This is a genomic window from Olsenella urininfantis (assembly GCF_900155635.1).
Taxonomy (GTDB): Bacteria; Actinomycetota; Coriobacteriia; order Coriobacteriales; family Atopobiaceae; genus Olsenella_G; species Olsenella_G urininfantis.
This window is the reverse complement of record NZ_LT732540.1, coordinates 1,335,677-1,361,287: the sequence shown is the minus strand read 5'-3', so window position 1 is coordinate 1,361,287 and position 25,611 is coordinate 1,335,677. Positions and strand designations below refer to the sequence as shown.

The following is a 25,611-nucleotide window of genomic DNA, read 5'->3' as shown; positions in this document are numbered from 1 at the left end:
TGCGGGAGCCGCCGGGCTCCCGTCTGCCGCGCCCTTGGACGCCGCCTCTGCCGGCCCGCGTGCAGGACCCCCTCGCGCTGCGGCCCTCGGGCCGCCTGCCGCCTCGGCTCTGGTATGCCATCGCTATGCCACCACCGCGGCGCGCGCAACGAGCGTGCTGTTGATCACGTACGCCTCCTCAGGTTCTGGGCTGCGATAACGTCAGAAAAGTGTATGAGAGTGATTCTCCACACTATATCGTATGGCCGTGACGGCAGGCCACTAGCCGTGCACGTGCTCGGCAACCGCGCGGGCAACCACGTCCGCAACACCCTTGTCAAGGGCGGAGGCAATGATGTTCTCAGGGGACAGCTCTTCGTCTGGCACCACCGAGGCAATGGCATGCGCCGCCGCAACCTCCATCTCCTCGGTGATCTTGGTGGCTCGAGCCGCCAGGGCTCCCTTGAAGATGCCGGGGAAGACCAGGACGTTGTTGATTTGGTTGGGGAAGTCGGAGCGACCCGTCCCCACCACGGCAGCCCCGGCAGCCAGCGCCTCTTCAGGCATGATCTCTGGCGTCGGGTTGGCCATGGGGAAGACGATGCCCTCGTTCATGCTGGCAACCATCTCCTTGCTGACGAGCCCCGGGCGCGAGACGCCCACGAAGACGTCTGCCCCCACCAGGGCATCCGCCAGGCTGCCGTGCTCGTGTCTGGCGTTCGTGATGTGGCTGAGGGCCTCCTGGCCCTCGTGCAGGCCCTCGTCCCCCTCGCAGATGATCCCGTTGACGTCGCACATCACCACGTTCCCGAAGCCCATGTGGGCAAGCAGCGTGCCGATGGCGCAGCCTGCGGCCCCCGCCCCGTTGATCACGATCTTGACCTCTCCCATGCGCTTACCCGTGACCTTCAGGGCGTTGATGAGGGCCGCCGCCACCACGATGGCGGTGCCGTGCTGGTCGTCGTGGAAGACGGGAATGTCGCAGAGCTCCTTGAGGCGCCGCTCGATTTCGAAGCAGCGCGGGGCGGCGATGTCCTCGAGGTTGATGCCGCCAAAGCTCTTGGAGATGAGCTGCACCGTGCGAACGAACTCGTCGGTGTCGTGGGTGTCCACGCAGATGGGGAAGGCATCAACGTCGCCAAACTCCTTGAAAAGGGCGCATTTGCCCTCCATGACGGGCATGCCCGCGGCGGGGCCTATGTCTCCGAGGCCCAGCACGGCAGTCCCGTCGGTGATCACAGCAACGAGCCTGGAGCGTCTCGTGAGCTCCCAGGACCTCTGGTAGTCGGCGTGTATCTGGCGGCAGGCCTCGGCGACCCCTGGGGTGTAGACCAACGAGAGGTCCTCCCTGGTGGTCACGCGCTTGCGAGAGACGACCTCGATTTTGCCCTGGAGCCTCTCGTGCAGCTGGAGGCTGAGCCTGCTTGTCTCGTCCATGAGTCCTTCTTTCGTGGCTAGACCATCTCTTCGGGCTTGAAGACCTCGTCAAAGCGCTCTGCCGTGAGGAAGCCTAGGCCCAGGCAGGCCTCGCGCAGGCTCAGCCGCTCCTCGAAGGCCTTGTGGGCAACCTGAGCGGCACGCTCGTACCCGATGTGGGGGTTGAGGCAGGTGACCAGCATGAGCGAATGGTGCAGGTTGTGGGCCATCCGCTCCCTGTTGGCAACTATTCCGCAGGCGCACCGGGCGTTGAAGCTCTCCATGGCGTCGGCGAGCAGGCGCGCTGACTGCAGGTAGTTCAGGGCTATGACCGGCATGAAGACGTTGAGCTCGAAGTTGCCCTGGCTTGCGGCAAATCCGATCGCGGCATCGTTTCCCATGACCTGCACGGCCACCATGGTGAGGGCCTCGCATTGCGTGGGGTTCACCTTGCCGGGCATGATTGAGCTCCCGGGCTCGTTGGCGGGGATGGAAATCTCTCCCAGGCCCAGGCGGGGGCCAGAGGCCAGCCAGCGCACGTCGTTGGCGATCTTCATGAGGTTTGCCGCAAGCGCCTTGAGGGCGCCGTGGCTGAACACCAGGGCGTCCTTGCTGGTGAGGGCGTGGAACTTGTTGGGGTCCGTCACGAAGGGCTGGCCGGTGAGGGCGGCGATCCTCTCGGCAACGAGGGAGTCGAACCCGGCGGGGGCGTTGAGGCCCGTTCCCACGGCGGTGCCTCCCAGGGCAAGGCGCAAAAGGCCCGGAAGGCTCGCCTCCAGCTGCTCCATGCCGGCCTCGAGCATGCCGCGCCAGCCGCATATCTCCTGGCTGAAGGCAATGGGAACCGCGTCCTGCAGGTGGGTGCGCCCGCTCTTCACCACCCCCTCGTTCTCGCGCTCGAGACGCTCGAAGGTGGCGGCGAGCCGGCGAGCCGCGGGGATGAGCTCCTCCGTCAGGGCCAGCACCGCCGCGACGTGCAGCGCGGTGGGGAAGGTGTCGTTGGAGCTCTGGCTGCGGTTCACGTGGTCGTTGGGGTGGATGGGCTTCTCAAGAGAGACGCCTTTCTGGGCGGCGAGCTGGTTGGCTCGTCGTGCGAGCACCTCGTTGAGGTTCATGTTCGACTGCGTGCCCGAGCCCGTCTGCCAGACCTTGAGCGGGAAGCTGTCGTCATGCTGATGGGAGAGAACCTCGTCCGCAGCCAGGCAGATGAGCTCTCCTGCCTGGGGGTCCAGGCAGGAGAGCTCCATGTTTGCCTGTGCGGCGGCTTTTTTGAGCAGGGCGAAGGCGCGTATGATGCCCTCGGGCATGGTCTCTGTGCCGATGCGGAAGTTCTCGAGGGAGCGTTGGGTCTGAGCGGCCCAGAGGGCGTCGGCGGGCACCAGGACCTCCCCCAGGGAGTCGTGCTCCGCCCTGAAGTCACCCCGACCATCCCGACTCTTTCCCATCCGGCGCTCCGTCTCTGGCTAGTAGACCGTCACGTCTCGTATCTGGAACTCCCGGCCGCACAGGAGCTCTGTGTCCTCGCTGCCGCAGCGCGGGCACTGGCGTCCGTGCTCCACGGTGGCGTAGGTCCTGCCGCAGGCGTTGCAGACGCTTGTCGCCTCGACCTCGCATACCTCGAGGGTGGCCCCCTCGAGCCAGTCGCGCTTGTCCGCCGCCCACCTCCAGCAGTCGAGCAGGTAGGAGGCAACGACGCCACTCACCTCGCCCAGGTCCAGCGTCACCTTGCTGATGTGGGCGATGCCGTTCTCGTGCGCCACCTCCTCCAGGGTGTCGATCATCGCGAAGACCACGCCCAGCTCGTGCATGGCTAGCGTCCCGCCCTGCCCGTCGCCTTGTTGCGCAGAATCTTGATGCCGCGCTTCGCGGCGTAGGGCAGTATCTTCCTGATCTTCTCCTCGGAGGGTGACATGGTGGAGCACCCGGGGTTGTCGCGGGTGAGGTGGATGGCATCAAACTCGCAGCGTGTGGTGCAGAGGCCGCAGCCAATGCACTTGTTGGGGTCGACGATGGAGGCGCCGCAGCCCAGGCATCGGGCGCACTCGATCTTGATCTGCTCCTCGGTGAAGCAGCGCTTCGGGTCGCTCCAGTTGTGCAGGATGCTCGTGACCTCGTCCACCGTGGGCGCCTGGCGTCCCTCCCCGGACATGTTCTGGGGCAGGGTAAGGTGCTCCTTGTCAAGCTCCACGTAGTGGCGCTGGTTGCGGCCCAGGGTGAGGGAGGAGCCCACCTGCACGAAGCGGTGGATGCTCACGGCAGCCTCGTGGCCCGCGGCGATGGCGTCAATGGCGAAGCGCGGCCCGGTGAAGGCGTCCCCGCCCACGAACACGTCCTTCTGGGCGGTCTGGTAGGTCTTGGAGTCCGCCAGGGGCCCGCCGTTGGGGCGCAGGTCCACGGACTCGTCCGCCAGGAGGTCGCCCCAGACGACGCTCTGGCCAATGGCCATGACCACGCGGTCGCAGGGCACCAGCATGGTGTCGGAGTCATCGAAGAGCGGGGTGAAGCGGCCGTTCTCGTCAAAGACCGAGAGGCAGCGACGGAAGCTCACGCCCGTGACCTTGCCGCCCTCGTCGCGCTCCACGCGCGTGGGGCCCCAGCCGCAGCTGATGGCGACGCCATCGGCGCGGGCCTCCTCGCGCTCCACGGGAAGGGCGGGCATCTGGTCCTCCTGCTCGAGGCAGACCATGGCGACGGAGCTGGCCCCGCAGCGCAGGGAGACGCGCGAGGCGTCTATGGCAACGTTGCCGCCGCCCACCACCACGGTGGTGCCGGACACCTCCAGCTGGGGCTCCTCGATGGCCTGATGCAGGAAGTCCACCGCGCTGCAGACGTCTGGGCCCCCCTCGCCCTCGATTCCCGCCCTGCGGCCACCCTGGCAGCCGATGGCCAGGTAGAAGGCGGCAAAGCCCTGCTCGCGCAGCTGGGCCAAGGTGACGTCCCTGCCCACCTCCACGCCGCAGCGGATCTCCACGCCCATCTCGCGCATGACGTCGATCTCTGCGGCAACGACGTCCTTCTGCAGCTTGTAGGCGGGGATGCCGTAGGTCAGCATGCCGCCGGGCAGGGGGTTGCGCTCGAAGACCACGGGGGAGTAGCCCATGTTCGCCAGGTAGTAGGCGCAGGTGAGGCCGGCGGGGCCGGCGCCAACGATGGCCACCTTCTGGGGGAGGCGCCCACGGTTGGAGGGTATGCGCGGCTCGGGGACGTAGCGGCTCTCGGACTGGAGGTCCTTGGTGGCGACGAAGCGCTTGACCTCGTCGATGGCCACGGCGTCGTCAACGGTCCCGCGGGTGCAGGCGTCCTCGCAGCGGCGGTTGCAGACGCGGCCACAGACGGCGGGGAAGGGGTTCTCCTGCTTGATGAGGGCAAGCGCGTCACGGTAGCGCCCCTCGGCCGCCAGGCGCAGGTAGCCCTGGACGCTCACGTGGGCGGGGCAGGCCGTCTTGCAGGGGGCCGTGCCCGTCTCGTGGCACTCGATGCGGTTGTTGTTCTTGTAGTCGGGGTCCCAGTCCTCCTCGCCCCAGGGTCTGTCGTCGGGCAGGGGCTGCTGCGGGTAGCTCTGGGGGCCGTGGTCGGTACAGAGCTTCTGGCCCAGCTGGGCGGCCCCGGCGGGGCAGATCTCAACGCAGCCGCCGCAGGCCACGCAGCGCTCGCTGTCAACGTGGGCCACGTAGGCGCTCCTGCTCATGTTGGGCGTGTTGAAGAGCTGGGAGGTGCGCAGGGCGTAGCAGACGTTTACGTCGCAGTTGCAGATGGCGAAGATCTTGTCCTGGCCGTCGATGTTGGTTATCTGGTGCACGTAGCCGTTCTTCTCGGCGCGGATGAGGGTCTCGATGACCTCGTCGTAGCTGATGTAGTGGCCCTTGCCCGTCTCAAAGAGGTAGTCGGCCATGTCGCCCACGCCGATGCACCAGTTCTGGGCGTCGCGGCCGGCGTTGCTGTTGCGGGCGCGCTCGGACACGGTGCAGGAGCAGGCGCCAGCGGCGTAGCGGTCGTACTTCCTGAGCCAGTGAGAGAGGTGCTCCACATCCGCGCTCACGTTCTCGTGGGTGATGGCGCGCTCGACGGGGATGACGTGCATGCCGATGCCGGCCCCGCCCTGGGGGACCATCTTGGTGACCTTGGTGAGGGGCAGGAAGGTCATGCGCTCGAACATGCTGCCTATCTCGGGGTGCTCCACCATCTGCTGCTGGTTCATGACCGTGAACTCGGCCATGCCGGGCACGAACATGGGAAGCACGAAGCGCCTCTCGTGGGTGGGGTTCGTGCCGTCGAGGTTCTCCCAGTTGTACTCGATGACGCCCTTGACGCAGAGGGCGTCGAGAAGTTCCTGAACGCGCCCTGCGGGCATGCCGGAGCCCTCCACCATCTGCGAGAGGGTCTCGGGGATGCGCACCTTCATGTGCTTGGTGAGCTCCGCCTCCTCCTCGGTCATGACGGAGGCGATGCCCCAGTACTCGGGGTCGTTCTCGCTCATATTCTCGAGCCCGAGCTTCTTGGGGATGCGGTCGGTGACCTTGCTCACCTCGCGCAGCACGCCGGGCTTGAGGGGCGCATGCGCGGCAGGTCCCACGCCGCCCTCGTCCTCGTGGCGCCAGTGGGTGGCGTCCGCGTGCTCCACCTGGACCTCCTCGGCGATCACGCGGAAGGGGTCGCCGTTGGACACGCAGGTGGGGAGCTCGTTTCTTGCCTGGATCTCCGCCTCGGAAAGGCGTGCGCTCATGGTCTGGCGCGCAACGGCGAAGCCTGCCTGGCCGGTGCGCTCGAAGTCTGGGCTGCTGATGTCAGACACGTTCTCTCCTGACTTCCTCTGTCTGCGCGCCCGGCCCCCACCGGACGCGCAGCTGGCTAATGTCGTGCCCGGGGCGCAGTGGGGCGCGTGGCTATGCCTGCTTCCAGGCGGCCACCTCGTCGCGCAGCCACTGCAGCCAGGCGTCCATGCCCTCGCCAGTCTTGGCAGACAGGGGAAGGATCTGGCTGCTGCGCCTGCGGTCGGCTACGTTCTTGCGTAGTTGCTCCATGTCGAAGTCGAAGTAGGGAGCAACGTCGCACTTGCTGATGAGGACGAGGTCAGAGACCTCGAAGATGAGCGGGTACTTGAGGGGCTTGTCGTGCCCCTCGGGAACCGAGAGGATCATGACCTTCCTGGCGGCTCCCGTGTCAAACTCCGCGGGGCAGATGAGGTTGCCCACGTTCTCTATGAACACCAGGTCGAGCCCAGTGGTGTCGAGCTCTGCCAGACCCTGGTCGCACATGCCGGCATCCAGGTGGCACATGCCGCCGGTATGCACCTGCACCGCGCGGGCTCCGTGCATCTGGATGGTCTTGGCGTCCACGGCAGAGTCAACGTCCGCCTCGATGACGCCGATGCCCATCTCGTCCTTGAGGGCATCGATGGTGGCCGAGAGCAACGTGGTCTTGCCGCTGCCAGGGGAGGACATGAGATTGATGAGCAGGCAGCCCTCGCCCCTCATGCGTGCGCGCAGCTCGTCTGCATTGCGAATGTTGCTGGCGAAGACGTTCTCCTTCACCTCGATGACGCGAACGTTCTCCATGGGTGCTCCCTTTTCGAAATGCGTAAAAAATGGATGAGAGAAAGTATATGAGAATAGCTGGCTCCAACTGGCGAGACCCAGGCAGGTACCGTTGACAAATTTTTCCCTGCGCTCACGAGACGCACAGATGTATGCGCCGTTCGCGTATGATGGCCGGTCCCTGCATACTTTTGGCGCATCGGCGCACGATTTGCCGCTCCGCGTGCATCCCCGCCCACGCGACGTGCGCCCCCTCGGTTTCGCCTGTCCGCGTTTGCGTGGTGCGTTGCTACTATTTTTCCAGTGAAGATGTGCCTGGGGAGCATGATAGTGACGCATTTCCGGCAACGGCTGCAGGGAGGCGGCAATGAGGAAATTCGTGGTAGAGGACTCGTTCTGGGAGGTATTTCCCGAGGTAGAAATAGGCATCGTCTGCGTGGACGGAATCCTTCCCCCCGACAAGATTGGTGAGGAGGCCACCCAGCGTGCGGCCCGCCTGCTCGATCACGCCAACAATTCGGCGGAGAAGTGGATCACCAGCAACACCATCAGCGAGAACGAGGTCGTAGCGGTGTGGCGCAAGGCCTACCAGAAGTTCAAGACCAAGAAGGGCGCCCGCGTCTCCGTGGAGAATCTCATCAAGCGCATCTCCAAGGGCAACCCCGTGCGTCACATCGTTCCTTCGGTGGACGTGTCCAACGCCATCTCGCTCAAGTACGCCCTGCCCATCGGCGTGGAGAACATCGAGGCCATAGAGGGCACCTTCCGCCTTGCCAAGACCGAGGGCGGAGACTATTTCCTGCCCATCGGCGAGGAGGAGAACGACCCCACCCTGCCCGGCGAGATCGCCTACCTGGATGACGCGGGAGCCATCTGTCGCTGCTGGAACTGGCGAGACGGCCAGCGCACCGAGGCCACGGACGAGACCCCGCACTGCATGTTCATCATGGAGAACGTGGACCCCTCCCGTTCCAAGGACCTGCATGCGGCCATCGAGGAGATGGCCAGGCTCGCGGAGGAGATCCTGGGCGGCATCGTCACCAACAAGGACTTCCTGACCCGCAAGCATCCAGAGACGGAGCTGCGCTAGGCATCGCACGGGAGGTTGCCATGGAGTTCAAGATGCGCAAGGAGTCGCGGACGATGACGAGAAGCGCGCGGGCCTGATGGCATTGCTGCGCAAGTACTCGCCCGAGCACATGGAGGCGGGCGTGCGCTACATGGAGGCGGCGCTGGACAAGACCTCCGTCATGGTCCTGGAGCTGGGGCGCGTGATGGGCAAGGGCAGCGCCCGCTGAGGCCGGCCCCTGGCCCTCTGGGGGCAGCGCCGCTACAGGGGCGGTCCATCGAAGCCGCAGCAGCCCTCGATGACATTGGCCACCAGCCCCAGCCCCGCAAGGTCGCTCTCGTCGAAGCGGCCCTGGACGGGCGAGTCGACGTCCAGGACCCCCACTACGGAGCCGCTGCCGTCGTGCAGCGGCAGCACAACCTCAGAGGCCGAGGCGCTGTCGCAGGCGATGTGCCCGGGGAACGCATGGACGTCGGCCACCAGCTGAGGCTCGTCCCTCTCGGCGGCGGTGCCGCACACACCCCTGCCCCAGGCGATCCTCGTGCAGGCCACCTTGCCCTGGAAGGGGCCCAGCACCAGGCTGCGCCGATTACCCTCTCCCTGGCTCGCAAGGTAGAAGCCCGCCCAGTTGAGCTGTGGAAGCGCGTCCATGATCAGCGCCGAGGCGTTGGCAAGCACGGGCAGCCAGTGCCCGCCCTCCTCTGTCAGGGCTCTCACCTGGGCGGCTAGCAGGTCGAAGTCAGCTTCTTTGGTCATGGTCCCTCCACGTCTCTTGCGGTCTCGGGCATTATATGTGCTGCGAGCCGCGTGGCTGTTGCGCTATCGTGTTGCAGGTAAAACGTCAACTTCTATCCCCACGAAGGGAAGCCCACGTGAACCGTACGAGGATTGCCACGCTCCATGCCGAGAAGGACCAGCTGGCAGGCGGCAGCGTAAGCGTCGCAGGCTGGGTCCGTTCCATCCGCGACATGAAGAACTTCGGCTTCGTCACGCTCAATGACGGCAGCTGCTTCAAGGACCTGCAGGTGGTCCTGAACCGCGAGTCCCTGGGCGACGAGCCCTATGACCTCATCGTCTCCCAGGGCGTGGGGGCTGCCCTGGCCGTCGAGGGCGTTCTGGCCCTCACGCCCGACCGCCCCCAGCCCATCGAGCTGCAGGCTCAGAGGGTCGTGGTGGAGGGTGCGTCCGCACCCGACTACCCCATGCAGAAGAAGCGTGCCACCCGCGAGTTCCTGCGCACCCAGCAGCACCTGCGCAGCCGCACCAACCTCTTCCGTGCCGTGTTCCGCGTGCGCAGCGTAGCGGCCATGGCCATCCACAGCTTCTTCCAGGACCGTGGCTTCGTCTACGTGAACACGCCCATCATCACGGCCAGCGACGCAGAGGGCGCGGGCGAGATGTTCCGCGTGACCACCATCGACCCCGACAACCCGCCGCGCACCGAGGACGGCAAGGTGGACTGGAGTCAGGACTTCTTCGGCAAGCCCACGAGCCTGACCGTCTCGGGCCAGCTCCAGGCCGAGAACTTCGCCCTCAGCTTCGGTGACGTCTACACCTTTGGCCCCACCTTCCGTGCCGAGAACTCGAATACCCGCAGGCATGCGGCCGAGTTCTGGATGGTGGAGCCCGAGATGGCCTTCTGCGACCTCGAGCAGGACATGGACGTTGCCGAGGACATGCTCAAGGGGGTCATCGCGCATGTCCTTGACACCTGCCCCGACGAGCTCGAGATGCTCAACAAGTTCGTGGACAAGGGGCTGGTCGAACGCCTGCGCCACGTTGCGGAGTCCGACTTCGCGCGCGTGAGCTACACGGAGGCCATCAAGATTCTCGAGGCCGCCCAGGAGTCTGGCGCCAGCTTCGAGTACCCCGTGAGCTGGGGCTCAGACCTCCAGACCGAGCACGAGCGCTTCCTCACCGAGCAGCACTTCAAGCGTCCCACCTTCGTGACGGATTACCCCGCCGCCATCAAGGCCTTCTACATGCGCCTGAACGATGACGGCAAGACCGTCGCCGCCGCCGACTGCCTCGTGCCCGGCATAGGGGAGATCATCGGCGGATCCCAGCGAGAGGAGCGCCTCGACCTGCTCGAGGGCCGCATTCGCGAGCTGGGCATGGAGGTCGAGCAGTATCGCCACTACTGCGACCTGCGCCGCTTCGGCGGCTGTCGCCATGCGGGCTTCGGCCTGGGCTTCGAACGGCTGGTCATGTACCTCACGGGCATCGACAACATCCGCGACGTGCTTCCGCACCCACGCACCGTGGGCAACGCGGAGTTCTAGCCGCGCCGCCGGAAGGTGCCCGGTGTGTGGCAGCCATGTTAACGACAGGCACGCCGGGGACCCAGATGCTATAACCAAAAGCCTGCCAAGGGACGAACACACGAGAGGGAGGCCGCATGACGGGTCAGGGAATCGGCACGCGCTGCGTGCAGGGAGGATACACGCCAGGAAACGGGGAGCCGCGCCAGGTTCCCATCATTCAGTCCACCACCTTCAAGTACGACAGCAGCGAGGCCATGGGGAGGCTCTTCGACCTCGAGGCGCAGGGCTACTTCTACTCTCGCCTGCAGAACCCCACCTGCGACCACGTCGCCTCCAAGATCGCCCAGATGGAGGGTGGCGTCGCCGGCATGCTGACATCCTCGGGCCAGGCGGCCAACTTCTTCGCCCTCTTCAACGTCTGCGAGGCAGGCGACCACATCGTCGCCTCGTCGTCCATCTACGGGGGCACCTACAACCTCATCAAGGTCACCATGGCCAAGATGGGCGTCTCGTCCACCTTCGTCCCCTCGGACGCGAGCGAGGAGGAGCTTGCCGCCGCCTTCCAGCCCAACACCAAGGCGCTCTTCGGCGAGTCCCTCGCAAACCCTGCTCTCACGGTGCTGGACATCGAGAAGTTCGCCCGCGTGGCAGGCGAGAAGGGCGTGCCCCTGATCGTGGACAACACTTTCCCCACGCCGGTCAACCTGAGGCCCCTCGAGTGGGGCGCAAACATCGTGACCCACTCCACCACCAAGTACATGGACGGCCATGGCGTGGCCGTGGGAGGCGCCATCGTGGATGGCGGCACGTTCGACTGGATGGCCCATGCCGAGAGGTTCCCTGGGCTCACCACGCCCGACGACTCGTATCACGGCATCGTCTATGCCGAGCGCTTCGGTCAGGCGGGGGCGTTCATCACCAAGGCCACGGCCCAGCTCATGCGTGACTTTGGCTGCACCCAATCTCCGCAGAGCGCGTTCTACCTCAACCTGGGGCTGGAGTCCCTGCACGTGAGGATGCCGCGTCACGTAGAGAACGGGCAGGCCGTGGCGGAGTTCCTCGAGGGGCATCCCCTGGTCTCGAGCGTCAACTACCCGGGACTTCCCAGCAGCCCTTACTACCAGCTGGCACAGAAGTACCTTCCCCAGGGTGGCTGCGGCGTCGTTTCCTGCGAGCTCTCCGGGGGTCGTCCCATGGCCGAGAAGTTCATGGCCGCGCTGCGCCTGGCTGCCATCGAGACCCATGTGGCCGACGCACGCACCTGCTGCCTCAATCCGGCCACCAGCACGCATCGCCAGCTGAGCGACGAGGAGCTTGTCGCCGCGGGCGTGCCTGCGGGCATGATTCGCCTCTCCTGCGGCCTGGAGGACAAGGAGGACCTCATCGCCGACCTCTCCCAGGCCCTGGACGCCTGCCGATAGGGTCCGTGGATTCCCTTGGGCCCGCAGCCCGCCACCAACTGGCGGGCTGCGGGCCTTTTTGGTCGAACCCCGCGAAGCGGCCCCCAATGACGCCACCTGCTGACGGGGTTGCGGACTGGGGCAAGAGGGGTCTATAGTCTCACCTGCGCAAATTCATGCAATGGGGAGGCAAGATGGGTTCTTTCGTGGGCGAGAGGGGCAGGGGCATCCTGCTCTGCCTGGCAATTTCCGTGCCGTGCTGGTTTGTGGGAACGGCATTTCCGGTGGTGGGTGGCCCCGTGCTTTCCATCGTCGCGGGCATGGTGGTGGCTCTCTTCCTCAAGGGCGAGAGGCGCGCGGGCTTTGACGCGGGCATAGCGTTCAGCTCCAAGAAGCTGCTCCAGACTGCCGTGGTGCTGCTGGGCTTTGGCCTCGACCTGCGTGTGGTTGCCCAGACGGGCGCTCAGTCCCTGCCCATCATCGTGCTCACCATCAGCTCCTCGCTCGTTGTCGCCTACCTCATGCACCGCCTTCTCAAGGTGCCCACCAAGATCTCTGCCCTTGTGGGCGTGGGGTCCTCCATCTGCGGAGGGTCTGCCATCGCGGCCACGGCTCCCGTGGTGGATGCCGACGACTCCGAGGTGGCGCAGGCCATGTCCGTCATCTTCCTGTTCAACCTGGTGGCAGCCCTGGTGTTTCCCTCCTTTGGCAGCCTGCTGGGCTTCAGCACCACTTCCGGCGAGGCATTTGGCATCTTCGCGGGCACCGCAGTGAACGACACCTCCTCCGTGACCGCAACCGCATCAACCTGGGATGCGCTCTGGGGTCTGGGCACGGCGACCCTTGACAAGGCCGTGACCGTCAAGCTGACGCGCACCCTGGCCATCATCCCCATCACCTTGGCGTTGGCCCTGCTGAGGGCACGTCGCGAGAAGGGTGGCGAGGGGAGCGGCTTCTCGCTCAGGCGCGCCTTCCCGATGTTTTTGCTCTGGTTCGTGCTTGCCTCCCTGGCGACTACCCTCGCTACTGCGGCAGGCATCCCCGTTGCGGCGTTCGCCCCGCTCAAGACCCTGAGCAAGTTCCTCATCGTGATGGCCATGGCCGCCATTGGCCTCAACACTGATGTCGTCAGGCTGGTGCGCACGGGTGGCAAGCCCATCGCGCTGGGATTCTGCTGCTGGCTGGGCATCATAGCCACCAGCCTGCTCGCCCAGCACGTCTTGGGGATCTGGTAGTTCGGCAGGTGCCCCGTCCGCCCCGGTGGGTAGATGTGACGCTTGTTGCTTCGGTCAGTGTTTTCTCTCGTGTTCGCTCACCTGACGTGTCTGGTTTGGTGGGCGAACGCGTCTTGTGGAGCCATGCGGTGACAAAAACGTTGCATTCGCCCACCAATACAGGGTCTCCAGGTGGGTGAACACGTCCTTTTCGGCCGAGAGAAGCCCCAACCTGCGCGTTCACCCACCTCATCCAGGTGCGCCCTGCGCAATTGTGGCAGCTTGCATGGCATATCACGGCGCCATTTGGGTATCAAAGGGTGTCTAGCACCGAAACGGGGGCATTGCACCTGCCCGGCCAGGCCTGAGGAGCACCACGCAATGAGCATGCGCAGCACCACCGACAAGAACGATCGTCAGACCATCCGTCGTACCCTGCACTACTTCTGGTGGGTCACCAAGCAGAAGCCCGGCGCATTCGCGCTGTCCATCGTCAGCTCCGTCGGCTACATAGCGCTGCTCACCTTTGCCAACACCTACGTCATGGGACTCATCGTTGACAGGGTCCAGGCCTCTCCCGTTGCGGCAGAGCAGGTCTTCTCCGTCTTTGGTCCCTACATCCTGGCGCTCCTCGTGGTGAACGCGTTGGGTCAGACCCTCTCCAAGCTGCAGGACTATTCCGTCTACAAGCTCGAGATAAACGGTGACTACCAGCTCTCGCGCCTGTGCTTCGACACCCTCTCCAACCAGTCCATGACCTTTCACAACAGCCGTTTCGGCGGCAGCCTCGTGAGCCAGACCTCGCGTTTCGTCTCGGGCTACACGGGCCTTGTTGACGTCCTGACCTATGCCCTTTACCCCACGCTGGCATCCATCGTGCTGACGGTTGGCCTGCTGGCGCCGGTCTCTCCCAGCTTCGTAGCCATCCTGCTGGTCATGATGGTGGTCTATGTGGCGCTGGCGTATCGCATGTACAAGCGCATCCTCCCTCTTTCCGCAGCCGCCTCCACCGCGCAGAACAAGCTCTCGGGCGTGCTCTCGGATGCCGTGACGAACATCCTCGCGGTAAAGACCTACGGCCGCGAGGACTTCGAGCGCGAGACCTTTACCACGTCCAACCGAGATGCCATGCTCGCGGCAAACTCCAACATGCGCGCCACCATGTGGCGAAGCTTCACCACGTCGTTCCTCATCACGGTGATCATGTTCGTGGTCTCGATCTTTGTCGCCGGAGGCAACGCCTGGTTTGGCATCAGCGCGGGCACGCTGGTGGTCATGTTCACGTACACCTACAACCTGACCATGCGCTTCAACTACTTCAACTCCATGATGCAGCGCATCAACCGCGCTCTGGGGGACGCGGCCGAGATGACCCGCGTCCTGGACGAGCCCACCCTGGTGGCGGACGACGAGGGCGCCTCCCCGCTCAGGGTGAGCGAGGGCAGGATCGACTTCGAGCACATCGGCTTCCGCTACGCGGACGCCCAGGCGGACGACAAGGTCTTCGACAACCTCAACCTGCACATCCCCGCAGGCCAGCGCATGGGCCTTGTGGGACGCTCGGGCTCCGGCAAGACCACCCTCACCAAGCTGCTGCTTCGCCTGGACGACGTGCAGGAGGGCCGCGTGCTGGTGGACGGGCAGGACGTGAGCCGAACCACCCAGCAGTCCCTGCGGCAGCAGGTTGCCTACGTGCCGCAGGAGGCGCTGCTCTTCCACCGCACCATCCGCGAGAACATCGCCTACGGAAGGCCCGATGCCAGCGAGGAGGAGATTCGCGCGGCAGCCGCCGACGCAAACGCGCTCGAGTTCATCGAGCGCCTGCCGCTGGGCTTTGACACCATGGTGGGAGAGAGGGGCGTCAAGCTTTCGGGTGGGCAGCGCCAGCGAGTTGTCATTGCCCGCGCCATCCTGGTCGACGCCCCCATACTGGTGCTTGACGAGGCCACAAGCGCCCTTGACTCCGAGTCCGAGGCCCTGGTCCAGGACGCCTTGGAGAACCTCATGCGTGGCCGCACCTCCATCGTGGTGGCGCATCGACTCTCCACCGTCGCGGCCCTCGACCGCATCGTGGTCCTCTCGCACGGGCAGATCGTGGAGGATGGGACCCATCATGAGCTGGTCGAGGCCAAGGGTGAGTACGCGGGCCTCTGGGACAGGCAGACGGGCGGCTTCCTCGAGGGAGACGTGGAGTAGGCGCATCATCCCCGCCCCAGCGCAGTGGAGACAAAAATTGAACTTTTTGCCAAAGTCGTTCTTGCGGTGTGCTATAGTTCGTTCAATTTAACGAAGCATGCATTGAACTTCTGCTTTAAATTGAACTTTTTGGAGCATGATGACTGACGAGAACGTCTCACGCAACGGCTTCGCGCTGCGCCTTGGCCAGGCGATGGGCGAGCGCCGGCTCAAGCAGGCCGACCTCATCCGCCTCGCTGCCGAGAGGGGCAAGAAGCTGGGCAAGAGCCAGATGAGCCAATACCTCAGCGGGAAGACCCAGCCCCGCCCGGACGTCCTTGCCCTGCTGGCCGACCTCCTGCGCGTCGAGCCGGCATGGCTCGCCCGCGGCACGACGCGAGCAGCCAAGGGCCTTGCGCCCCGTACCACGAGCCAAGCAACTGAGTCCCCCTCCGCACGCCAGACCAAGACCCCCAAACGCAAAGGATCGGCCATGCGACAGTTCACCAAGTCCTCCAAGCTCGACAACGTTCTCTACGACGTCCGCGGTCCCGTGGTGGACGAGGCCAACCGCATGGAGGAGGACGGCGTCCACGTCCTCAAGCTCAACATCGGCAACCCCGCGCCCTTTGGCTTTCGCACGCCCGACGAGGTCATCCACGACATGAAGCGCCAGCTGCGCGACTGCGAGGGCTACTCCGACAGCCGAGGGCTCTTCTCCGCTCGCAAGGCCATCATGCAGTACGACCAGATCAAGGGAATCCCCAACGTAGAGATGAGCGACATCTACACCGGAAACGGCGCCTCCGAGCTCATCAACCTGAGCATGTCCGCCCTGCTGAACACCGGCGACGAGATACTCATTCCCAGCCCCGACTACCCGCTCTGGACGGCTTGTGCGACGCTTGCGGGCGGCACGCCCGTGCACTACGTCTGTGACGAGCAGGCCCACTGGTACCCGGACATGGCCGACATCCGCTCCAAGATCACGGCAAGCACCAAGGCCATCGTGGTCATCAACCCCAACAACCCCACCGGCTCGCTCTACCCGCGCGAGGTCCTGCAGGAGATCGTTGACATCGCCCGCGAGCACCAGCTCATGATCTTTGCCGACGAGATCTACGACCGTCTGGTCATGGACGGCAAGCAGCACGTCTCCATCGCGAGCCTCGCCGGCGACCTCTTCTGCGTGACCTTCAACGGCCTCTCCAAGTCTCACATGGTGGCGGGCTATCGCATTGGATGGATGTCCATCTCGGGCAACAAGGAGCTGGGCCGCGACTACATGGAGGGCATCAACATGCTCTCCAACATGCGTCTCTGCTCCAACGTCCCCGCCCAGTCCATCGTCCAGACCGCGCTTGGCGGTCACCAGAGCGTGAACGACTACATCGTGCCGGGAGGGCGCGTCTTCGAGCAGCGCGAGTTCGTCTACGACGCCCTCAAGGAGATCGACGGCGTTGAGGTCCAGAAGCCCGATGCCGCCTTCTACATGTTCCCGCACCTGGACCCCAAGAGGTTCAACATCACCGACGACGAGCGCTTCGCCCTTGACCTCCTCAAGCAGAAGCGCGTGCTCGTCGTGGGCGGCAAGGGCTTCAACTGGGAGACGCCGGGCTACTTTCGCATCGTCTACCTGCCGCGCGTCGAGATCCTGCGCGACGCCATGCACAACCTGGCGGAGTTTCTCAGCTTCTATCGCCAGTAGGCGCATTCCCGCAAGGCGAGAGGACACGGCATGCTCAAGGCGAACTTCCATACCCACAGCCGCTTCTGCGACGGCACGGACACCATAGAGGAGCTTGCCGCGCACGCCACCGCGCTGGGCTTCGAGCAACTGGGCTTCTCTGGGCACATGGACCCGCACATCCACATGGACTGGCCGGCCTACGTGGCAGAGGTCAGGCGGGTGCGGGAGCTCTACCGCGGCCGGCTGGACATACTTCTGGGCGTGGAGCTGGACAACGCCATGGACCCGGGCTGCTGCCCGGAAGCGGAGTACGCGATAGGCTCCACGCACTTCCTGCCGCTCCAGCAGGAGGAGCCAGAGAGCGTAGACCATACCTTCGAGGGCCTTGAGGGTCTCTGCCAGGAGTTCTACGGAGGAGACTGGTACGCGCTCGCCCGAGCCTACTTTGACTTCGAGGCCCAGGTGTTCGACCGCACGCACTGCAGCTTCGTGGGGCACTTCGACCTCGTCACCCGCTTCAATGACCAGAACCCGAGCTTCGACGAGCGGGACCCGCGCTACCTGGGTCCGGCGCTCGATGCCATGGAGCACCTGGTCTCTCAGGGCGTCCCCTTCGAGATCAACTGCGGGGCGGTGAACCGGGGGAGGAAGAGGGAGCTCTACCCCCGTCGCGAGCTGTTGCACAAGCTGCATGAATTTGGGGGAGAGATACTCATCAGCGCGGATGCACACCAGAAGGAGCTTCTCAACGGTGGCTTTGACCAGGCGGTGAGAACGGCCATGGAATGCGAGTTCACGCATGTCAACATCCTTGCCCACGACAGCTTCGGAGGCGTGGGGCTCAGGCAAATCGCATTGGATACCCTCTAGCTTCCATGCTTGTCAGGCATTTGTTCCGCTATGATTGTCCAACCCCGAGAAAGGCGGAACATGATTAGCTTCGAGCAGTTCCTCTCCATCCTTGCGTCTAACCCCTTCCTTGCTGTAGTGATGGTCCTCGTTCTGGGGACCATCTTCGTCAACGGCTCCACCGATGCGGCCAATGCCATCGCGGAGCCCGTGGGCACACGCTCCATTGGCGTCAACGAGGCCATCGTCATGAGCGTGGTGTGCAACTTCGTGGGCCTGGTGGCCATGTCCTTCGTCTCCACGGCAGTCGCTGACACCATGAGCAACATGGTGGACTTCGGCGGGGACACCCACGCCGCCCTCATTGCCCTGGCGGCGGCGACCGTGGGCATCGTTGCCTGGGGCGTCGGGGCCTGGATCTTCGGAATCCCCACCTCGGAGAGCCATGCGCTCATCGCCGGCCTCACGGGAGCGGCGCTCGCGGTCTCCGGCGGCCTGGATGGCGTCAACATGGGCGAGTGGGTCAAGGTCATCTATGGCCTGGTCCTCTCGACTGCGCTGGGCCTCCTTGCCGGCTGGGCCATCGCCAAGGCCATTCCCCGCCTCTGCCGTCACGCAGACCGCAGGAAGGCCAACGACTTCTTCGGTCGCATGCAGGTGGTGGGTGCCGCGGGCGTGGCCCTCATGCATGGTGCCCAGGATGGCCAGAAGTTCATGTCAACCGCCATGATGGCCATCGCCCTGGCAGCCAACATGGGCGTGTCCGACGTGGGCGGCTTCCCGCTCTGGATAGAGGTGCTCTGCGCCGGCATCATGGCCCTGGGCACGGCGGTTGGTGGCAAGAAGATCATCAAGACCGTGGGCATGAACATGGTCCAGCTGGACAAGTACCAGGGATTTGCCGCCTCGATCAGCGCCACCGCCTCGCTGCTGGTGGCAACGCTCACGGGCCTTCCCGTCTCCACGACGCACACCAAGACAGCCGCCATCATGGGTGCCGGCGCCGCAGAGAACGTCCGCTCGGTCAACTGGGCCATCGCCAAGGACATGGTGCTCACCTGGATCTTCACCTTCCCGGGCTGCGGCCTCATCGGCTATGTGCTCGCAAAGATCTTCCTGGTCCTGTTCTAAACGTCGGGGCGCCTCGTTCGCCTCGCGCCCGTCACGCAGTCACGTCCCCCTCGCAGAAAGAGAAGACAGATGGCACGCATCAAGAAGGAAGACCCGTTCTACACCCTCTTCAAGCAGTTCGCCGCAGAGATAAAGGCAACGGGCGAGGACTATGTGAAGTTCGTCGAGGGCTACCCCGGCAGCATTGCCATGATTCCCGTCATGAAGCTGCACGAGGCACGCTCTGACGAGTTCGTGCGCAAGATCATGAAGGAGCTCTACACCTCCTTCATCACGCCCTTCGACCGCGATGACATCTCCAACCTGGCGCTCAGGCTGGATGACATCGTTGACTACATGGAGGGCGTCTGCACGGGCCTTGACCTCTTCAACATGAGCGGCACCCGCGTGGAGGCCCGCCAGATGGCAGGCCTCGCCCTTGAGGCGGCCAAGGAGCTGGTGGGGATGTTCGACCACCTGCCCGACTACAAGAACGATCCCGTGGTCATGGAGAAGGCCATTGCCGTGGGCCACATCGAGGACGAGGGAGACGAGGTCTACGAGCAGGGCCTGCGCCAGCTCTTCCACGACGACACGCTCGACGAGGCGCGTCGTGGGCACGTGGTGGGCTGGATGCGCGTCTTCGACCGCATGGAGGGCTGCCTGGATGCCTGCGACCATGCTGCCGGCGTGGTGCGCTCCGTGGTCATGAAGAGCGCGTAGGGGCAGAGCGTCACAATTGGAGAGAGAAGCGCCTGGCCCCGGTGGGCCAGGCGCTTTTTCTAGCGCAGCGTGCGGGCGAGGGCGAGCAGCTCGTCCACGTCCTCGGCCCTCGTGGCCCAGGAGCAGACGAAGCGGATGACCTCGCTGCCGTCGGGCAGCAGCGCGAAGGCCTCCGACCCCACGGCCTCCTCGAACGCGCGGGCAACGGCAGGGGAGACCACGAAGAACTGCTGGTTGGTGGGGGAGTCGAGGTAGGGCGCAAAACCCAGCTCAACCATGCCCGCGCGCAGGCGGGCGGCGCACCTGTTGGCGTCCCTCGCCAGTCTCCAGTAGAGCGCCTCGCCGTCCCCGTCGCGCTCGAAGGCCGCCTCGAACTGCACGCCCAGAAGGCGTCCCTTGGCCATGAGGCCACCGCGCTCCTTCACCAGGTAGGGGAAGCTCTCCTTGAGCTCGGGGTCGGCTATGACCATGGCCTCGCCGAAGAGCATTCCGTTCTTGGTTCCGCCCAGGTAGAAGGCGCTGGCACGGCTTGCGAGATGTCGCAGCGTGAGGTCTGAGCCCTCGGAGGTCAGCGCGCAGGCCATGCGCGCGCCGTCCACGAAGACTTTGAGGTCGTGGCTCTCTGCCCAGTCGCAGATGGCGTCGAAGCGCGTGCGGTCCCACGCGCCGCCGAACTCCGTGGCATTGGTGATGTAAATCATCTTGGGACGAGTCATGTGCCGCCCGGTCATGGTCTGGCTCTGGAAGACCTGCTCGGCGCGGTCGGGCGAGAGGAAGCCGTCCTCGTCCTGAGTGGCCAGAATGGTGCGGCCGCAGGCGGCGATGGCGCCGGTCTCGTGCACGTTGATGTGCGCGTCCTTGGTGCAGATGACACCCTCCCAGTCGCGGAGCATGCCGGTGACGCCAACGATGTTGGTGGAGGTGCCGCCGATGCAGAACTCGACGTCCGCCTCGGGAAGCCCAGCCTCTGCCCGGATGAGCTCGCGGGCACGCTCGCAGTGGGGGTCTCCCTCGGTGTAGCCAACGCACTGCTCGCCATTGGTGCGCACGAGCGCCTCGAGTATCCCTGGTGCCGCTCCCTCGGAGTAGTCGTTCTTGAACATGCGCATGAGATTCCCCCTGCCTTGTCGTCCTTGTTCTCTCGTATGGATTATGAGTCTCCGCCTGCGGCAGGCGTCCTGTCTTTTGCGGCCTGCAGAGTCTAGGACGGAGCCGCACTCAAGGTCTGGACACCAAGGCGGGAGTATCTGACCAAAGGAGGCGCCTCACCTATGGGTGACGGTCGTTGTCACAGTCGCACATGGCCCGCATCAACTCACTTGTCACGGCAGAGCCGAGGCTTTCATGGCCGCGTCACGTCTCAACGCTCGGCATCGGGCGGGTTTGCGACGAGCCCAAGAGCTCCGGTTTCGGTTTGGCACCAGAGGGGGCTGCCGTATCCATGTTTCGGGAATGTCTCGCTTGCCGAAGTGCCCCAAGGCACGCGTGTACACTTCGGTGAAACGAGGCCCGCAACGTGCGAAGGAGCGTCATGGAGAAGAAGGACCTGGACTGGGGCAAGCTCTCGTTTGCCTACCTGCCAACCGACTACAGCTACGTGTCCAACTACAAGGACGGCGCATGGGACGAGGGCTGCCTCACGTCTGACCACACCCTCACGCTTTCCGAGTGCGCAGGCATCTTCCACTACTGCCAGGAGGTCTTCGAGGGGCTCAAGGCCTACACCACCAAGGGCGGCGAGATAGTCTGCTTCCGCCCGGACCAGAACGCCGAGCGCATGGCCGATTCCGCCAGGCGCATCGTCATGCCGCCCTTCCCAGAGGAGCGCTTCGTTGATGCCGTCGAGCGGGTCGTGCGTGCCAACGCGGCATGGGTGCCGCCCTTTGGCTCTGGGGCGGCCCTCTACGTGCGTCCCTTCATGGTTGCCACGGGCAACGTGATCGGCGTGGCACCTGCCACCGAGTACCAGTTCCGCATCCTCGTGACGCCGGTGGGCCCGTACTACTCCGGTGGCGTCAAGCCAGTCAAGCTGCGCGTCTCCGAGTACGACCGCGCTGCCCCGCATGGCACGGGCGGCATCAAGGCCGGCCTCAACTACGCTATGTCCCTCTATCCCAGCGTGGAGGCGCATGCCGAGGGCTACGCGGACAACATGTACCTCGATCCCGAGACCCGCAGCTTCGTGGAGGAGTCTGGTGGCGCCAACTTCCTCTTCGTGAAGAAGGATGGCAGCTTGGTCGTTCCCCAGTCTGCGACCGACTCGATCCTGCCCTCCATCACGCGCCGCTCGCTCGTGGACGTGGCCGAGAAGATGCTGGGCATGACCGTTGAGCAGCGTCCGGTGCGCTTTGACGAGATAGGCGAGTTCGTGGAGTGCGGCATGTGCGGAACCGCGGCGGTCATCTCCCCGGTTGGCCAGGTGGATGGCCCCGATGGTTCGGTCGTGTTCGGCATGGACGAGGTTGGCCCTGTGATGCGTCGCCTGCGTGAGACGCTGACCGGCATCCAGGCTGGCGAGGTCGAGGATCGCTTCGGCTGGGTCCACAAGATCGACGTCGACTAGCCAGTCTCCCCCGCCGTCTCGCACCCGCGCCGCCAGCCGAACCCATGCCACGAAAGCGGCGATGTGTGTAGCTTTGTCTCCACCACAGCTGAGATGTGTGTAGTTTCTCGCCCAAAATGGGCCTCCAAGCTACACACATCTCGCATTTTGCGTCAGTGGAGCGAGGGGAAGAGAGCCGCCCTCAGGGCACTAGAACCTGCGACGAGAGGTGTTGACCAGAAGCGCATGCAATTCGCGCTGGCGTGCGCGCCCCTTATCCGAGCAGGAGCGATGTCGCAGGTCCAGCTGCGTCTCGAGACTCCACACCAGGTCATCGAAGCGGCCGAGGGTTCTCACCTGCCCAAAGGTGATCGAGTTGACGGAATACCCAAGAGCGCGCAGGGCATTGGCCCGCGCCTGGGTGTTGTCGTACTCAACTCGTCCGGCGTGATGCTCGTAGCTGTCAAACTCTAGGCAGAGTCCAGCTCCCTCAAAGAGGAGGTCAACGTAGACGTGCGAGCGTCGGGCAAGGCGCCTCAGGTGCATGTCGGGGAGGGCTATCCGCCGATTGAGCGCAAAGGGCGGAAATCCTCTGCCGCCCAGCTTCTTGGGCATGCCAAGCTCCATGGCAAGGAGGGTCTCCATGGGGGAGGCGGAGCCGTCCATTACCCAGCGCAGGGCTGCCCGCGCCTTTGCATACCCCCGAAGACCAGGGCATCGGTCAAGGTAGGCAGAGAGGCCCCCAACGCTCGTGAGGGGAGGGCGACTGCCTGCGGGCTGCTTTCCATCTGGCTGAAACGCATAGCTCCCACACAGCTCAAATCCCAGTTCCACGATCTTGCACGGCATGCCCAGCGTGTCAGACATAAGAAGAAAGCAGAGCTCAGGTGATGCAATGAGCACATCTGGCGCAAGCATCCTGAGCGAGCCTTCCGGCAGGCCGTGGGAGAAGAGGTGCCTGATGACGCCCCCGCTCACATTTCGACTTGTGGGCGAAGGCACAAGAACGTCAAGCTTGCCGTCGTGGAGAAGGCGGGCTGCATCCTCGGGCCTCAGCTCCGCCATGTCATGCCTGACGGCGTCAACGGAAGTGCTTGCGTCCCCAAGGTCCGCCCTGTGAACAGGGGGCAGCCCATGGATGGCGTGTTGGCATGTGAGCCAGTACGCCAGAGAGCTGTTATGCGAGATGAAAGTTGGCATGCCGGGAGGCTATCAGGCCAAACTTGCGGAGGGTGCTCTTTCTGCAAGCCCCTGGCCGGCAGAAGCGCTTGTGAGATTCATGAATTCCCAGGCAAGGGTGGGTGCATGCCGAAGCAGCCCTCGCTTGGGAGCCGGGCGCGTGGTGTGGGACGACACCATATGTCTACATGGCTCACGGCGAGAGGGTATCTCGCGCCGTGGGTGCGCGCCACGAGAGCTGAGATGTGTGTAGCCAGAGCCCCTTTTTTGGCGAGAAAGCTACACACATCACAGCTGTAGTGGCGAGAAAGCTACACACATCGCCGTTTTGCGCGGCATGGGTTCGGCTGGCGGTGCCACGGCGCGCCCGTGCGTGCGCCTACTCCTCCCAGGCGCTGCGCAGAAGCGCCACCAGCACGCCCTGCACGCGCTCGAGGTCCGCAAGTGCCACGTGCTCATTGGGCTTGTGCGCCATCTCAAGCTCGCCCGGACCATACGAGAGGCAATTGTCGTTGTGGCAGAGCCCGGCAACCACGGCGCCGTCGGTGTAGCCGGTGAAGACGTCCATCTCGGCCTCATGCCCCGTTGCCTCACGGTAGGCCCGCTGCAGGCGCGCGAGGAACGGCGAGAGGGGATGCCCCTCAAGGGGCGGCCTGTCTCCCGTGACGCGCCAGCTTCCGCTCGTTCCCGACACGGCCTCCTCGGCCTCGGCCATGGACTCGCGCACGATCCGCCGAGCCAGCTCGCTGCCTGCCGGAGGCACCAGGCGCATGTCCACGGTGGCATGACAGGAGTCGGGCACCACGTAGGGTCGATATCCTCCCTCAACCTGTCCAAACGTGACGGTCGAGCGGCCCAGGGCGGGGTGCTCTGCCAGCTCTCCCACGCGTCTGCGGATCCGGCAGATCGCCTCGGCCATGCCAGCGATGGCGTCGGCCCCCTTCCAAGGGGTGCTTGCGTGCGCCGTGACCCCGCTCACGTCCAGCTCGAACCAGGTGCGGCCCTTGTGAGCCATGCGGATGCTCCCACCCGTTGGCTCGATGTCCTGCACCCAGTCCGTCGCGCCCACCCATCCGGCAGATATCGCCGCCTCGATGCCGCGCATGAAGTCCTCCTCGTCCACCGTGCAGACGAGGCTCAGGCTGCGAGAGGGGAGGCCGTCTCCCTCGGCGACTCGGCCAAGGGCGCTGGCAAAGGCCAGCATGGCACAGGCAAGTCCTCCCTTCATGTCGCAGGACCCCCGGCCATACAGCTGCCCGTCGCGCACCACGCCGGAAAAGGCGCCCGTCTCGGCAGGCCAGCCCTCGCCCGCAACCACGGTGTCCATGTGGGCAAGCAGGCAGATGCCGCCCGCACCCTCCTCGTGGTCGGGAATGCGCAGCCTCAGGCAGCGTCGCCCCGGCAGCGCCTCGAGCTCCTCCAGCAAGACCCGTCCCAGCTGCAGTCTGGCCTCGCCAGAGACGGCCCGCTGCTTCGCTTCCTCAAGCTGCGCCGCAAGCCAGTCACGCACGAAGGACTCGACCTCTCCCTCGCACGCCCCCGGGTCGCTGCTATCAATGCGCACAAGCGCCTGCGTGAGGACCGCCGCCTCGCTCAGCGGGCCCGCCTCAAGATCGTTCATGGAAACCTCCCCAATGGGGCCTGGTGTCGGCTACTCCTTCGGCTGGCCCTTGGCCTCGTCCATGTAGCTGTAGAGCGTGTACTTGGAGATGCCGAAGTAGCTGCAGACCTTCTGGCCGGACTTCGTGACCAGGAACGCGCCGGAGTCGTTGAGGAAGCCGATGGCCTTGACCTTGTCCTCCTTGGTCATGAGCGTGACGGGCTTGCCAACCATGCGCACGCTCTGCTCGATGAGCTCGTCCAGAAGCTCCGTCACGCTCTGGGGAATGGGCTCGGGCTCGGCCGTGGGCCCGCCTGAGACGGAGATCATGTTTGCCATCTCGGTCTGGGCGGCCAGGAGGATGGTGATGTCATAGTTGATGGCAAAGATGCCGTCTACCTCGCCGTCGTCCCCGCGCAGGAAGATGGTCGAGGACTTCAAGATCTTGCCGTCCTCGGTCTTGGTGAGATAGGCGAGGCGGTCGCTGGGCGCCTTCCTTCGGTCGTGAAGAGCCTCGAGGACCACGTGGGAGGGACCGTCTCCCAGCTTGCGCCCGGAGACGTGGCCGTTCTCAATGACCACGATGGTGCTCGTGAGGTCGCCCGAGGAGATGTCGTGCACCGCTATCTCGCAGTTTGGTCCAAACTGGGCAGCGATGCCATGTGCCAGGCTCTTGCAGAACTCGATGTCGCGGCCACGCATGTGTTCCTCCGCCGATGAGTGAGTCGAGGTATCGGAAAAAATGACAGATGCTGGATATACCACATCGGCATCTGTTCGGGATAGGTCCGTGCGGCTTCCCTGCGGTTGATGGTATAACTAAATTTCGGTGCTTAGCAGCGAAACTCCTGCCAACGGCATGGGTCC

General features: G+C 64.7%; 21 protein-coding genes. 11 read left to right on the top strand and 10 right to left on the bottom strand.

Going from position 1 to position 25,611, the window contains the following annotated elements:
• Positions 1-261: 261 nt before the first annotated feature.
• From CZ375_RS06225 to hypB, 5 genes are all read right to left on the bottom strand, one after another.
• Positions 262-1,416, bottom strand: coding sequence for an NAD(P)-dependent malic enzyme (locus CZ375_RS06225; RefSeq protein ID WP_077598389.1), 1,155 nt, complete (start codon positions 1,414-1,416; stop codon positions 262-264).
• 17 nt (positions 1,417-1,433) lie between these two features.
• Positions 1,434-2,840, bottom strand: coding sequence for a class II fumarate hydratase (gene fumC, locus CZ375_RS06220; protein WP_077598388.1), 1,407 nt, complete (start codon positions 2,838-2,840; stop codon positions 1,434-1,436).
• An 18-nt stretch (positions 2,841-2,858) separates the two neighbouring features.
• Positions 2,859-3,203 (bottom strand): hydrogenase maturation nickel metallochaperone HypA, encoded by a 345-nt coding sequence (locus CZ375_RS06215; RefSeq protein WP_077598387.1) that lies wholly within the window; start codon positions 3,201-3,203, stop codon positions 2,859-2,861.
• Between the two features lie 2 nt (positions 3,204-3,205).
• The gene (locus CZ375_RS06210; protein WP_327196222.1) at positions 3,206-6,187 is read right to left on the bottom strand and encodes an FAD-dependent oxidoreductase; all 2,982 of its coding nucleotides are present in this window, start codon (positions 6,185-6,187) and stop codon (positions 3,206-3,208) included.
• A gap of 91 nt (positions 6,188-6,278) precedes the next feature.
• Complete coding sequence (gene hypB / locus CZ375_RS06205) at positions 6,279-6,950, bottom strand: hydrogenase nickel incorporation protein HypB (protein ID WP_077598386.1); 672 nt, start codon at positions 6,948-6,950, stop codon at positions 6,279-6,281.
• Between the two features lie 346 nt (positions 6,951-7,296).
• Between hypB and CZ375_RS06200 the strand changes: the two genes are divergently transcribed.
• Both CZ375_RS06200 and CZ375_RS08455 read left to right on the top strand, forming a co-directional pair.
• On the top strand, positions 7,297-8,019 hold the full coding sequence (locus CZ375_RS06200; protein ID WP_077598385.1) for a B3/B4 domain-containing protein: 723 nt from the start codon (positions 7,297-7,299) through the stop codon (positions 8,017-8,019).
• Positions 8,020-8,095: 76 nt separating this feature from the next.
• Positions 8,096-8,227, top strand: a complete 132-nt coding sequence (locus CZ375_RS08455) for a hypothetical protein (protein WP_268794212.1) — start codon at positions 8,096-8,098, stop codon at positions 8,225-8,227.
• A gap of 32 nt (positions 8,228-8,259) precedes the next feature.
• Here CZ375_RS08455 and CZ375_RS06195 read toward each other — a convergent pair whose 3' ends face one another.
• Positions 8,260-8,754, bottom strand: a complete 495-nt coding sequence (locus tag CZ375_RS06195) for a GAF domain-containing protein (protein ID WP_077598384.1) — start codon at positions 8,752-8,754, stop codon at positions 8,260-8,262.
• Between the two features lie 116 nt (positions 8,755-8,870).
• Here CZ375_RS06195 and asnS point away from each other — a divergent pair, with 116 nt between their 5' ends.
• The 8 genes from asnS to CZ375_RS06155 all read left to right on the top strand — a co-directional run bounded on the left by asnS (position 8,871) and on the right by CZ375_RS06155 (position 19,423).
• Positions 8,871-10,280, top strand: a complete 1,410-nt coding sequence (gene asnS / locus CZ375_RS06190) for an asparagine--tRNA ligase (protein ID WP_077598383.1) — start codon at positions 8,871-8,873, stop codon at positions 10,278-10,280.
• A gap of 116 nt (positions 10,281-10,396) precedes the next feature.
• Complete coding sequence (locus CZ375_RS06185) at positions 10,397-11,683, top strand: O-acetylhomoserine aminocarboxypropyltransferase/cysteine synthase family protein (RefSeq protein ID WP_077598382.1); 1,287 nt, start codon at positions 10,397-10,399, stop codon at positions 11,681-11,683.
• Between the two features lie 173 nt (positions 11,684-11,856).
• The gene (locus CZ375_RS06180) at positions 11,857-12,897 is read left to right on the top strand and encodes a YeiH family protein (RefSeq protein WP_077598783.1); all 1,041 of its coding nucleotides are present in this window, start codon (positions 11,857-11,859) and stop codon (positions 12,895-12,897) included.
• A gap of 360 nt (positions 12,898-13,257) precedes the next feature.
• Positions 13,258-15,072 carry an ABC transporter ATP-binding protein gene (locus tag CZ375_RS06175; protein ID WP_077598381.1) on the top strand — a complete coding sequence of 605 codons (1,815 nt, stop codon included), beginning with the start codon at positions 13,258-13,260 and terminating at the stop codon, positions 15,070-15,072.
• A gap of 139 nt (positions 15,073-15,211) precedes the next feature.
• Positions 15,212-16,759 carry an aminotransferase class I/II-fold pyridoxal phosphate-dependent enzyme gene (locus tag CZ375_RS06170; RefSeq protein ID WP_097677389.1) on the top strand — a complete coding sequence of 516 codons (1,548 nt, stop codon included), beginning with the start codon at positions 15,212-15,214 and terminating at the stop codon, positions 16,757-16,759.
• Positions 16,760-16,789: 30 nt separating this feature from the next.
• The gene (locus CZ375_RS06165) at positions 16,790-17,611 is read left to right on the top strand and encodes a PHP domain-containing protein (RefSeq protein WP_077598379.1); all 822 of its coding nucleotides are present in this window, start codon (positions 16,790-16,792) and stop codon (positions 17,609-17,611) included.
• Positions 17,612-17,671: 60 nt separating this feature from the next.
• Positions 17,672-18,721 (top strand): inorganic phosphate transporter, encoded by a 1,050-nt coding sequence (locus CZ375_RS06160; protein WP_077598378.1) that lies wholly within the window; start codon positions 17,672-17,674, stop codon positions 18,719-18,721.
• A gap of 69 nt (positions 18,722-18,790) precedes the next feature.
• Complete coding sequence (locus tag CZ375_RS06155) at positions 18,791-19,423, top strand: DUF47 domain-containing protein (RefSeq protein WP_077598377.1); 633 nt, start codon at positions 18,791-18,793, stop codon at positions 19,421-19,423.
• Positions 19,424-19,482: 59 nt separating this feature from the next.
• On the opposite strand, the gene CZ375_RS06150 is transcribed toward CZ375_RS06155, so the two are convergent.
• A complete protein-coding gene (locus CZ375_RS06150; protein ID WP_077598376.1) occupies positions 19,483-20,532 on the bottom strand; it encodes a threonine aldolase family protein in 1,050 nt (349 codons plus the stop codon).
• Between the two features lie 407 nt (positions 20,533-20,939).
• Here CZ375_RS06150 and CZ375_RS06145 point away from each other — a divergent pair, with 407 nt between their 5' ends.
• Entirely contained in the window at positions 20,940-21,986 is a 1,047-nt protein-coding gene (locus CZ375_RS06145; RefSeq protein ID WP_268794211.1) for a branched-chain amino acid aminotransferase, read from the top strand.
• A 189-nt stretch (positions 21,987-22,175) separates the two neighbouring features.
• Here CZ375_RS06145 and CZ375_RS06140 read toward each other — a convergent pair whose 3' ends face one another.
• From CZ375_RS06140 to CZ375_RS06130, 3 genes are all read right to left on the bottom strand, one after another.
• Positions 22,176-23,030 (bottom strand): hypothetical protein, encoded by an 855-nt coding sequence (locus tag CZ375_RS06140; protein ID WP_077598374.1) that lies wholly within the window; start codon positions 23,028-23,030, stop codon positions 22,176-22,178.
• A 493-nt stretch (positions 23,031-23,523) separates the two neighbouring features.
• Complete coding sequence (locus CZ375_RS06135) at positions 23,524-24,765, bottom strand: M20 family metallopeptidase (protein WP_077598373.1); 1,242 nt, start codon at positions 24,763-24,765, stop codon at positions 23,524-23,526.
• Between the two features lie 30 nt (positions 24,766-24,795).
• Positions 24,796-25,446, bottom strand: a complete 651-nt coding sequence (locus tag CZ375_RS06130) for a helix-turn-helix transcriptional regulator (protein ID WP_077598372.1) — start codon at positions 25,444-25,446, stop codon at positions 24,796-24,798.
• Between the last annotated feature and the right edge of the window lie 165 nt (positions 25,447-25,611).

Bases quoted from the DNA above. Each gene is read 5' to 3' on its own strand.
- CZ375_RS06180 (WP_077598783.1), top strand. From the start codon at position 11,857: ATGGGTTCTTTCGTGGGCGAGAGGGGCAGGGGCATCCTGCTCTGCCTG.
- CZ375_RS06155 (WP_077598377.1), top strand. From the start codon at position 18,791: ATGGCACGCATCAAGAAGGAAGACCCGTTCTACACCCTCTTCAAGCAG.
- CZ375_RS06130 (WP_077598372.1), bottom strand. From the start codon at position 25,446: ATGCGTGGCCGCGACATCGAGTTCTGCAAGAGCCTGGCACATGGCATC.
- CZ375_RS06225 (WP_077598389.1), bottom strand. From the start codon at position 1,416: ATGGACGAGACAAGCAGGCTCAGCCTCCAGCTGCACGAGAGGCTCCAG.
- CZ375_RS06150 (WP_077598376.1), bottom strand. From the start codon at position 20,532: ATGCGCATGTTCAAGAACGACTACTCCGAGGGAGCGGCACCAGGGATA.
- CZ375_RS06200 (WP_077598385.1), top strand. From the start codon at position 7,297: ATGAGGAAATTCGTGGTAGAGGACTCGTTCTGGGAGGTATTTCCCGAG.
- CZ375_RS08455 (WP_268794212.1), top strand. From the start codon at position 8,096: ATGGCATTGCTGCGCAAGTACTCGCCCGAGCACATGGAGGCGGGCGTG.
- CZ375_RS06140 (WP_077598374.1), bottom strand. From the start codon at position 23,030: ATGGCGGAGCTGAGGCCCGAGGATGCAGCCCGCCTTCTCCACGACGGC.
- CZ375_RS06215 (WP_077598387.1), bottom strand. From the start codon at position 3,203: ATGCACGAGCTGGGCGTGGTCTTCGCGATGATCGACACCCTGGAGGAG.
- CZ375_RS06135 (WP_077598373.1), bottom strand. From the start codon at position 24,765: ATGAACGATCTTGAGGCGGGCCCGCTGAGCGAGGCGGCGGTCCTCACG.
- CZ375_RS06165 (WP_077598379.1), top strand. From the start codon at position 16,790: ATGCTCAAGGCGAACTTCCATACCCACAGCCGCTTCTGCGACGGCACG.
- CZ375_RS06195 (WP_077598384.1), bottom strand. From the start codon at position 8,754: ATGACCAAAGAAGCTGACTTCGACCTGCTAGCCGCCCAGGTGAGAGCC.
- CZ375_RS06185 (WP_077598382.1), top strand. From the start codon at position 10,397: ATGACGGGTCAGGGAATCGGCACGCGCTGCGTGCAGGGAGGATACACG.
- CZ375_RS06160 (WP_077598378.1), top strand. From the start codon at position 17,672: ATGATTAGCTTCGAGCAGTTCCTCTCCATCCTTGCGTCTAACCCCTTC.
- CZ375_RS06170 (WP_097677389.1), top strand. From the start codon at position 15,212: ATGACTGACGAGAACGTCTCACGCAACGGCTTCGCGCTGCGCCTTGGC.
- fumC (WP_077598388.1), bottom strand. From the start codon at position 2,840: ATGGGAAAGAGTCGGGATGGTCGGGGTGACTTCAGGGCGGAGCACGAC.
- CZ375_RS06175 (WP_077598381.1), top strand. From the start codon at position 13,258: ATGAGCATGCGCAGCACCACCGACAAGAACGATCGTCAGACCATCCGT.
- hypB (WP_077598386.1), bottom strand. From the start codon at position 6,950: ATGGAGAACGTTCGCGTCATCGAGGTGAAGGAGAACGTCTTCGCCAGC.